The sequence below is a fragment of the Dactylosporangium maewongense genome, assembly GCF_039531485.1.
GTDB lineage: Bacteria > Actinomycetota > Actinomycetes > Mycobacteriales > Micromonosporaceae > Dactylosporangium > Dactylosporangium maewongense.
This window is the reverse complement of the sequence record NZ_BAAAQD010000063.1, coordinates 17,058-28,305: the sequence shown is the minus strand read 5'-3', so window position 1 is coordinate 28,305 and position 11,248 is coordinate 17,058. Positions and strand designations below refer to the sequence as shown.

The 11,248-nt window shown below is 72.4% G+C and carries 2 protein-coding genes (1 of these 2 running past the window's edge); both read right to left on the bottom strand.

Annotated features, from left to right (window positions below; all coding sequences use genetic code 11):
- Window positions 1-7,769: amino acid adenylation domain-containing protein (locus ABD332_RS58915; protein ID WP_344515750.1), on the bottom strand; the 7,769-nt coding region annotated here is incomplete at its 3' end.
- A protein-coding gene (locus tag ABD332_RS58910) for a non-ribosomal peptide synthase/polyketide synthase (protein ID WP_344515748.1) crosses the window boundary here: on the bottom strand, window positions 7,766-11,248 show its final stretch. Its footprint extends 17,043 nt past the window's final position; the window shows 3,483 of its 20,526 coding nt (coding positions 17,044-20,526); its start codon lies off the right edge, out of view; its stop codon occupies window positions 7,766-7,768. The genes ABD332_RS58910 and ABD332_RS58915, both read right to left, overlap by 4 nt.

Sequence of the window (11,248 nt, the reverse complement as noted above, 5' to 3'; positions counted from 1 at the left end):
ACCTCGACCGCCGTGTCGTTCCACTCGTGCAGCACCCGGTCCAGCTCGGCGGCGTCCAGCACACTGACCGCCGACACCCGTGCCGACGGGTCGGCCAGCACGGCCTCCACCACCCGCACCCACCGCTCGGCGACGGCCGCGACCGTGGCCGCCTCGAACAGGTCCATCGAGCCGGTCAACATGCCCGCCAGCCCGGCCGGGCGACCGTCGGCGTCGAACGCCTCGCTGACACTCCACTCGAGATCGAACTTGGCCACCGACACCACCGGAGCCGGCGCCGCCGCCGGGACCGGTCCTGCGGGGCCGCCGACGCCGGCCCCGGGCAGGTCGAGCACCGCGTCCGCGGTGTTCTGCAGGGTCAGCATCACCTGGAACAGTGGATTGCGGGCCAGCGACCGGGCCGGGGCGAGCTTCTCCACCAGGAGTTCGAACGGGACGTCCTGGTGCTCGAAGCCGGCCAGCGTGGTCTCCCGGACCCGCGCCAGCAGCTCCGTGAAGGTGGGGTCGCCGGACAGGTCGGCCCGGATCACGAGGGTGTTGACGAAGAACCCGACCAGGTCGTCCAGCGCCTGGTCGCTGCGGCCGGCGACGGCGGAACCGATCGGGATGTCGGTGCCGGCGCCGAGCTTGGACAGCAGCACCGCGAGCGCGGACTGCAGCAGCATGAATACGGTCACGCCCTGCTCGCGCGCCACCCGCAACAGCTGGGCGTGCAGTTCGGCCCCCAGCCTGACCGGCACGGTGTACCCGCGATGCCCGGCCTCCGCCGGTCGCCGCCGGTCCCCCGGCAGCGTCAGCTCCTCGGGCGCTCCGGCAAGGGCCCGCCGCCAGTATGCGACCTGCTGCGAGATCACGCTGCCGGGGTCGTCCTCGGCTCCGAGCAGTTCCCGCTGCCACATCGCGTAGTCCGCGTACTGCACGGGCATAGGCCGCCACACCGGGCTCCGTCCGGCCGCCCGCGCCGCGTACGCCGCCGAGACGTCCGCGGCCAGCGGCCGGGTCGACCAGCCGTCGGTGGCGATGTGATGGATCACCACCACCAGCACGCGCTCGCCGTCGCTGCCCTCGAACAGCGTGGCCCGGATCGGCACGTCCACCGCCAGGTCGAACGGGTGCTGCACCGCCGCCACGGCCTCGGCCAGGTCGGCCGACGGCACCTCGGCCCGCCGCATCCGCCAATCAAGGTCCTCGACCGGAATGATCTTCTGGTACGGCTCGCCGTCAGCGGTCGGGAACACGGTGCGCAGCACCTCGTGCCGGTTGATCACGTCCCGCAACGCCGCCGCCATCGCGTGCGGGTCGACCTCCCCGGACAGGCCGAGCACCGTCACGAGGTTGTAGAGCGTGCTCGGACCCTCCAGCTGTTCGATGAACCACAGCCGCTGCTGCGCGAACGACAACGGCAGCCGCTCCGGCCGCGCCCACGGGACCAGCGCGGGCCGCGCCACCTCGGCCCCCGGCAGCCGCCGGGCCAGGCCGGCCGGCGTCGAGGCCTCGAACAGCGCCCGCAGCGACAGCTCCACACCGAACACGGCGCGGACCCGGCTCATCAGCCGCACGGCGAGCAGCGAGTGGCCGCCGAGCGCGAAGAAGTCGTCGTCCACGCCGACGTGGTCAAGATCCAGGACTTCGGCGAACGCCTGGCACAGCAACTCCTCGTGGATGCCGGCCGGGGCCGGTCCCGCTCCGGCGGCCGCGCCGAAGTCCGGCGCCGGCAGGAGACGCCGGTCGAGCTTCCCGTTCTGCGTCAATGGCAGCTCGGCCAGCACCACGACAGCCGACGGCACCATGTAGTCGGGCAGCCGGTCGGCGGCGAACTCGCGGAGCGTGCCGGGCAGCGTGTCCAGATCGCCGGCACGGTCGGCCGGGACCACGTACGCGACAAGGCGCTTGTCGCCGGTCGTGTCCTCCCGGGCGATGACCGCCGCCTGCGCCACCTGCGGATGCGCGGTCAGCGCCGCCTCGATCTCGCCCGGCTCGACCCGGAACCCACGGATCTTCACCTGCTCGTCGCCGCGGCCGACGAACGCCAGGACACCCTCACCGGTCCAGCGCACGACATCGCCCGTGCGGTACAGGCGGCCACCGTCATCGTCGAACGGGTCCGCCACGAACCGCTCCGCCGTCAACCCGCTCTGCCCGACATACCCTCGCGCCAAGCCCGCACCGGCCACATACAACTCGCCGGCCACACCCACCGGCACCGGCGCCAACCGCTCATCCAACACGTACGCCTGGGTACCGGCGATCGGCCCGCCGATCGGCACGCTGCCGCCGTCGAGCACATCCTGCGGACGGATCGTGTGCACCGCCGTGAACGTCGTGTTCTCCGTCGGCCCGTAACCGTTCACCAACCGCACACCCGGCAGCTCCTCGAGGACCTTCCGGCAGGCCGCCGTCGACAGCACGTCACCGCCGGCCAGCACCTGCCGTACGGGCGCCAGTGCCTCGATGTCGGCCCCGACCACCTGATGGAACCAGCCGGCCGTCATCCACGCCGTGCCGACCCGGTGCTCGGCGAGGAACGCCCGCAGCTCCGCCACCGACATCGCCCCCGGCCGCGCCACCGCCAGGGTCGCACCGTTCAGCAGCGCGCCCCACACCTCGAACGTCGCCGCATCGAACGACGCCGACGCCAGGTGAGCGACGACGTCACCTGCGCCCAGGTCGACGTAGCCCGCCGGCCGCACCAGACGCACGACCGCCCGGTGCGGCACGACCACGCCCTTCGGCACACCCGTCGAACCCGACGTGTACATCACGTACGCCGCCTGCTCCGGCGACACCCGCACACCCACCGGCGCACCAGACAGACCCGAGACCGCACCCGCCACCCGCGGATCGTCCAGCGCGACCGCCCGCACCCGACCCGACGGCAACTCATCCAGCACATCCTCGAAGCCCAGCAACACCGCCGCCCGCGCATCCGCCAACACGAACCGGATCCGCTCCACCGGCAGTTCGGGGTCGATCGGCAGGTACGCGCCGCCGGCCTTCACCACCGCCAGCAACGCCACGATCAGATCGACACCCCGAGGCAGGCACAGGCCCACCACCGACTCCGCACCGACGCCCATACCGGTCAGGTACCGGGCCATCCGGTTCGACCGCTCCTCCAGCTCCGCAAACGTCAACGACGCACCATCAGACCGCAACGCCACCGCGTCCGGGGTCCGCGCCACCTGCCCCGCGAACAGCTCCGGCAGCGGCACCTCAGCCACCGCCGACGCGTCGTTCCACCCGAACAGCACCTGCTCACGCTCGGCCGCATCCAGCACGTCCACCGCGGACACCGGCATCGACGGATCCGCCACGACCGCCTGCAGGGCACGCTGCCACCACCGGGCGATCGACTCGACCGTGCCCGCGTCGAACAGATCCACCGACCCGGTCAGCACGCCGCGCAGACCGGCGGCGGCACCATCGGTGTCGAACGTCTCGACGACGATCCAGTCCAGATCGAACTTGGCCACCTCGAGTTCGGCCGACGTGGCGGCCGGTCCGATGGCCGCGCCGGGCAGTTCCAGCCGCCCGTCAGCGGTGTTCTGCACGGTCAGCATCACCTGGAACAGTGGATGGCGCGCCAGCGACCGCGCCGGCGACAGCTCCTCGACGAGGCGTTCGAACGGCACGTCCTGGTGCTCGAACGCCGTCAGGCTCGTCTCCCGCACCCGCCCGAGCAGCTCGGCGAACGTCGGGTCACCCGACAGATCCGTCCGCATCACCAGGGTGTTCACGAAGTACCCGACCAGATCGTCCAGCGCCTGATCGGTGCGCCCGGCGACCGCGGCGCCGATCGGGATGTCGGTGCCGGCACCGAGCTTCGACAGCAACACGGCCAGGCTTGCCTGCAGCACCATGAACAGCGTCACGCCCTCGGCCCGGACCACCTCCAGCAGCCGGGCGTGCGCATCGGCCGGGACGCTGATCGGCACGACGTGCCCCTTGCGGCTGGCCACCGCCGGACGTGGCCGGTCGGCCGGCAGCGCCAGCTCCTCCGGCGCGTCGCCGAGCGCCTGCCGCCAGTACGACACCTGTCGGGAGATGACGCTGTCCGGATCCGACTCGTCGCCGAGCAGCTCCCGCTGCCACAACGCGTAGTCGGCGTACTGCACGGGCAGCGGCTCCCACGACGGCGCCGCACCGGAGTGCCGCGCCGTGTACGCCGTGGTCAGATCCGCCGCCAGCGGTTCCATCGACCAGCCGTCGGCGCCGATGTGGTGCACCACGATGACGAGCACCTGCTCCGGCGTGCCGTCGCTGAACAGCCACGACCGGATCGGCACGTCGACGGCCAGGTCGAAGGGGTGCTGGGCGGCCGCGGCGACCGCGGCGGCGAGTCCCGCCGGCGTCACGTCGACCCGGTGCAGCTGCCACGCCAACTCCTCCAGCGGGATGACCTGCTGGAACGGCCGACCGTCGGCCGCCGGGAACACCGTGCGCAGCACCTCGTGCCGGCCGATCACGTCCCGCAGCGCTGCCCCGAGTGCGTCCGCGTCGACGTCACCGGACAGCCCGATCGCCATTGGGACGTTGTGGGTCGAGCTCGAACCCTCCAGCTGCCAGAGGAACCACAGCCGTTGCTGCGCGAACGACAACGGCAGCCGCTCCGGCCGTTCCCACGGCACGAGCGCCGACCGGGCCGCGTCCGCACCCGACAGCCGCTCGGCCAGCCCCGCCACCGTGGGGACCTCGAACAGTGTGCGGATGGACAGGTCGACGTCGAGGTCCGCGCGGACGCGGCTGATCAGGCGCACGGCCAGCAGGGAGTGGCCGCCGAGGGCGAAGAAGTCGTCGTCCACGCCGACGGAGTCCAGACCGAGCACGTCGGCGAACGCCCGGCACAGCGTTTCCTCGCGGGCATCGGCCGGCGCCCGCCGCGAACCGGTCGTCGTCACTTCCGGGGCCGGAAGCGCATGCCGGTCCAGCTTGCCGTTCGCCGTCAACGGCAGCGCGTCGAGGACGACCACCGCGGCCGGGACCATGTAGTCCGGCAGCCTCGATGCGACCAGGTCCCGCAGCCCGTCCAGCCCGTCCTCGGCCTCCGCCACCACGTAAGCGACCAGCCGCTTGTCACCCGGGACGTCTTCACGCGCGACAACCACGGCCTGGACGACCTGCGGGTGCGAGGCCAGGACCGCCTCGATCTCACCGGGCTCGATGCGGAACCCGCGAACCTTCACCTGCTCATCCGCCCGGCCCACGTACACCAGGTCACCGCCGGCGGTCCAGCGCACCACGTCGCCGGTGCGGTACAACCGGCCACCGTCGTCGAAGGGGTCGGCCACGAACCGGCCCGCCGTCAATCCGGCCCGGCCCGCGTATCCCCGCGCCAGACTGGCGCCGGCCACGTACAGCTCGCCGGCCACCCCGGCCGGAACCGGCAGCAGGCGGTCGTCGAGCACGTACACGCGGGTGTTGACGATCGGGCCGCCGATCACCGGGGGGTCGACCGCCGACAGCGTCCGCGACATCGACGCGCACACCGTCGTCTCGGTCGGCCCGTACGCGTTCACGAAGCGGCGGCCCGGCGCCCACCGGTCGACCAGGTCGCCGGGCAGCGCCTCACCGGCCGACACGATCGTCGACACCGAGGCCAGGTCCTCCGGTTGCAGGACCGCCAGGACCGCCGGGGGCAACGTCGCGTGGGTGACGCCGAACCGGCGCGTCACGGCGGCCAGACCCGGCCCCGGCAGCAACTCCTCCGCCGACGCCACCACCACCAGGCAGGCGCCCGAGCACAACGTCACAAAGATCTCAGCACTCGCCGCGTCGAACCCGGCCGACGCGAACTGCAGCACACGGCCACCCGCCCCCAGCGCGAACCGCTCGGCCTGCGCCGCCACCAGACTCGCCAGACCCGCATGCGACACCACCACACCCTTCGGCGTCCCCGTCGACCCCGACGTGTAGATCACATACGCCGCCTGCCCCGGCACCACCCGCACACCCACCGGCTCGCCGGACTGCCGCGACACCGAACCGGCCACCCGCGGATCGTCCAACGCCACCGACCGCACCCGACCCGCCGGCAACTCGTCCAGCACGTCCTCCATGCCCAGCACCACGACCGCGCGGGCGTCCGCCAGCATGAACCCGACCCGCTCGACCGGCAGCCCCGGATCCACCGGCAGATAGGCGCCACCCACCTTCGCCACCGCCAGCAACGCCACGATCAGGTCGACGCCCCGCGGCAGGCACACACCCACCACCGACTCGGCACCGACACCCACACCCACCAGATAGCGGGCCAGCCGGTTCGATCGCACATCCAGCTCCGCGAACGACACCTCGACCCCGTCACCGACCACCGCCACGGCATCCGGTGACCGCACCGCCTGCGCCGCGAACAGCTCCGGCAATGACGCCTCCGGCACCACCGCCGACGTGTCGTTCCACCGCACCAGCAGCCGGTCCCGCTCCTCGGCGTCCAGCACGTCCACGCCGGACACCGTCACCGAGGGATCGGCCAGCATCGCTTCCAGTGCCCGCAGCCACCGCCGGCCGATCGACGCCACCGTCTCCGCGTCGAACAGGTCCGCCGCGCCCGTCAACGCGCCCCGCATCCCGGTCGGGGTGCCCGCCTTGTCGAACACCTCGCGAATGTTCAGGTCGAGATCGAAACGGGCCGTCGCGACCTCACCCGCTCCGGCGACGCCACCGCCGATCGCCACCCCGGCCAGCTCCAACGCCGATTCCGCGTTGTTCTGCACTGTCAGCATCACCTGGAACAACGGGTGCCGGCCCAACGTCCGCGCCGGCGCCACCTCCTCGACGATGCGGTCGAAGGGCACGTCCTGGTGCTCGAAGCCCGCCAGCGACGTTTCCCGCACCCGGCGCAGCACCTCGGCGAACGACGGATCACCCGACAGGTCCGTCCGCATCACCAGGCTGTTGATGAAGAACCCGACGAGATCGTCCAGCGCCGCGTCGGTGCGACCCGCCACCGCGGCGCCCATCGGCACGTCCACGCCCGCGCCCAGCCGCGACAACACCACCGCCAACGACGCCTGCACCACCATGAACGCCGTCACGCCGTGCTCGTACGCCACCTCGCGCAGCCGCGCGTGGACTTCGGCCGGAACCCGGCAGTCCACCTGAAAGGCCCGAAGTGTGGGCACCGCGGGGCGGGACCGGTCGACCGGCAGGTTCAGTTCGTCCGGCAGTCCGGCCAGAGCCTGCCGCCAGTAGGCGATCTGCCGGGAGATGAGGCTGCCGGGATCGGCCTCGTCACCCAGCAGTTCCCGCTGCCACAGCGTGTAGTCCGCGTACTGCACCGGCAGCGGCTCCCACCGCGGAGCGTGGCCGGCGCTGCGCGCGGCGTACGCCGTCGAGACGTCCCGGGCCAGCGGGGCGGTCGACCACGCGTCGCAGGCGATGTGGTGCACCACGAGCACCAGGACGTGTTCGTCGGTGCCGGCCGAGATGAGGTGCGCCCGGATCGGCAGGTCCGTCGTCAGGTCGAAGACACACTCCGCGGCCTCGTCGACGGCCGCCTGCAGCTGGGCCGGTGCGACCTCGACGATGGCGAGGCTCCAGTCCAGGTCCGCCGGGTCGAGGATGTGCTGGTAGGGCTGCCCGTCGAGCGCCGGCAACACGGTCCGCAGCACTTCATGGCGGCCCAGGACGTCCTTGAGCGCCTGGTCCAGCGCGACCCGGTTGACGTCACCCGACAGCCGCAGCACGACCGGGACGGTGTAGAGCGGGCTCGCCCCTTCCATCTGCTCGAGGAACCACAGGCGCTGCTGCGCGTACGACAACGGGATCATTTGGACTCCTTCGAGGTACGCATCGGCCGGAGTGCCGGGCGGGTCGACCTTCGGTCACCCATGTGCTCGGCGAGCCCTGCGACAGTTGGGATTTCGAACAGCGTGCGGATGGACACGTCGACGGTGAGGTCCGCTCGGATGCGGCTGATCAGGCGGACGGCGAGCAGGGAGTGGCCGCCGAGGGCGAAGAAGTCGTCGTCGACGCCGACGGAGTCGAGGCCGAGGACGTCGGCGAACGCCTGGCACAGTGCCGCCTCGCGGGCATTGGCGGGCGCCCGCCGCGATCCGCTCGTGGTCACTTCCGGGGCGGGCAGGGCCCGGCGGTCGAGCTTGCCGTTCGCGGTCAGCGGGAGCGCGTCAAGGACCATCACGGCGGCCGGCACCATGTAGTCGGGCAGGCGGGCGCCGACCAGTTCCCGCAACGCACGCGGCACGTCGTCCGGTTCGTCGCCGTCGGTCGTCCTCACCACGTACGCGACGAGCCGCTTGTCGCCCGGGACGTCTTCACGGGCGATGACGGCTGCCTGCGCGACCTGCGGGTGTGATGCCAGCACCGTCTCGATCTCGCCGGGCTCGATGCGGAAGCCGCGCACCTTCACCTGTTCGTCGGCGCGCCCCACGTACGCCAGGTCGCCGCCGGGGGTCCACTGCACCACGTCGCCGGTCCGGTACAACCGGCCGGCCTCGCCGAACGGGTCGGCGACGAACCGTTCGGCGGTCAGCGCGCCCCGCCCGACGTATCCGCGGGCCAGACCCGCACCGGCCACGTACAGGTCGCCGGCCACGCCGGGAGGCACCGGCGCCAGGTGTTCGTCCAGCACGTACACCCGCGAATTGGCGATCGGGCCGCCGATCACCGGGGGGTCGCCCGCCATCAGGGGCCGCGACATCGACGCGCACACCGTCGTCTCGGTCGGCCCGTACGCGTTCACGAAGCGGCGGCCCGGCGCCCACCGGTCCACCACATCGCCGGGCAGCGCCTCACCGGCCGACACGATCATCGACACCGAGGCCAGGTCCTCCGGTTGCAGCACCGCCAGGACCGCCGGGGGCAACGTCGCGTGGGTGACGCCGAACCGGCGCGTCACGGCGGCCAGACCCGGCCCCGGCAGCAACTCCTCCGCCGACGCCACCACCAGGCAGGCGCCCGAGCACAACGTCACAAAGATCTCGGCACTCGCCGCGTCGAACCCGGCCGACGCGAACTGCAGCACACGGCCACCCGCCCCCAGCGCGAACCGCTCGGCCTGCGCCGCCACCAGACTCGCCAGACCCGCATGCGACACCACCACACCCTTCGGCGTCCCCGTCGACCCCGACGTGTAGATCACATACGCCGCCTGCCCCGGCACCACCCGCACACCCACCGGCTCGCCGGACTGCCCGGCGATCGACGCGGCGACCCGACGGTCGTCCAACGCCACGAACCGCACCCGACCCGCCGGCAACTCGTCCAGCACGTCCTCGAACCCGAGCACCACGACCGCGCGAGCGTCCGCCAGCATGAAGCCGACTCGCTCGACCGGCAGCCCCGGATCCACCGGCAGATAGGCGCCACCCGCCTTCGCCACCGCAAGCAACGCCACGATCAGGTCGACGCCCCGCGGCAGGCACACACCCACCACCGACTCGGCACCGACCCCTGCGTCGACCAGGTACCGGGCCAATCGATTCGCCCGCGCATCCAGCTCCGCGAACGACACGTCAACCCCGTCACCGACTACGGCCGCGGCGTCCGGCGAGCGTGACACCTGCGCGGCGAACAGTTCCGGTAGCACCGACGCCGGCACGACCGCGTCCGTCGCGTTCCACTCCACCAGCACCCGGTCGCGCTCACCGCGATCCCACAGGTCGACCGCCGACACGCGCACCGAGGGGTCGGCCAGCACCGTTTCGAGGACGTGCCGCCACCGCCGGCCGATCGCCGCCACGGTCGACGCGTCGAACAGGTCCGCCGAACCTGTCAGCGCGCCGCGCAGCCCGGCCGCGTTTCCGGTCTCGTCGAACACTTCACGGATGTTCAGGTCCAGGTCGAACCGTGCCGTCGCCGCCGCACGCCCGGCCGGCGGGCCGCCACCGACGGACACGCCCGCCAGCTCCAGCACGGCATCGGCGTTGTTCTGGACCGTCAACATCACCTGGAACAGCGGATGCCTCGCCAGCGACCGCGCCGGCGACAGCTCCTCCACCAGACGCTCGAACGGCACGTCCTGGTGCTCGAACCCCGCCAGGGACGTGTCCCGCACCCGGCCCAGCACCTCGGCGAACGACGGATCACCCGACAGGTCCGTCCGCATCACCAGACTGTTGATGAAGAAGCCCACCAGATCATCGAGGGCCTCGTCGGTGCGGCCCGCGACCGCCGCGCCCATCGGCACGTCCACACCAGCGCCGAGCCGGGACAACACCACCGCCAGCGACGCCTGCACCACCATGAACACCGTCACACCGAGCTCCCGCGCCAGTTCCCGGGCCCGTGCGTGGACCTGCGCAGGCACGGTCACCGGCACGCCGTGCCCCAGGTAGCTCGACACGGCCGGGCGCGGGCGATCGGTCGGCAGGTTCAGCTCGTCCGGCGCGCCGGCCAGGGCCTGCCGCCAGTAGGCGACCTGCCGGGAGATGAGGCTGCCGGGATCGGCCTCGTCACCCAGCAGTTCGCGCTGCCACAGCGTGTAGTCCGCGTACTGCACCGGCAACGGCTTCCACTCCGGCGCTCGTCCCGCGAGCCGCGCCGCGTAGGCGGCCGACAGGTCACTCGCCAGCGGGCCGGTCGACCAGCCGTCGCCCGCGATGTGGTGGAGCACGATCACCAGCGTCAGCCCGTCCGAGCCGTCGCTGAACAGCCAGGCGCGGATCGGGACCTCGGCGGCCAGATCGAACGTGTACCTCGTCGCGGCCGCGACGGCCTCCGGCAGGTCCTCCGCCGGAACCGGGACCGGCCGCAGTCGCCAGTCGAGCTCGTCCAGCGGGATGACGTGTTGGTACGGTTGGCCGTCGGCCGCCGGGAACACGGTGCGCAGCACCTCGTGCCGGCCGATCACGTCCCGCAGCGCGGCCTCCAGCGCGCCGGCGTCGACGTCGGTCAGGTGCAGCACGGCCGAGATGTTGTAGATCGCGGTGTGGCTCTCCAGCTGTCCGATGAACCACAGTCGCTGCTGCGCGTACGACAGCGGCAGCCGTTCCGGCCGGTCCCACGGCACCAGCGCGGACCGGGCCTGTTGCGCCCCGGACAGCCGCCCCGCGAGCCCCTGTGGTGTCGGCGCGTCGAACAGCACCGACATCGCCAGCTCGACGCCCAGGACCGCTCGGATGCGGCTCACCAGACGCACCGCCAGCAGCGAATGCCCGCCCAGGGCGAAGAAGTCGTCGTCCACGCCGACCGTGTCGCGGCCCAGTACCTCCGCGAACGCCTGGCACAGCAGCTCTTCCCGGGCGTTCGCCGGCCCCCGGGAGACACCCGTGGCCGCGTACTCCGGTGC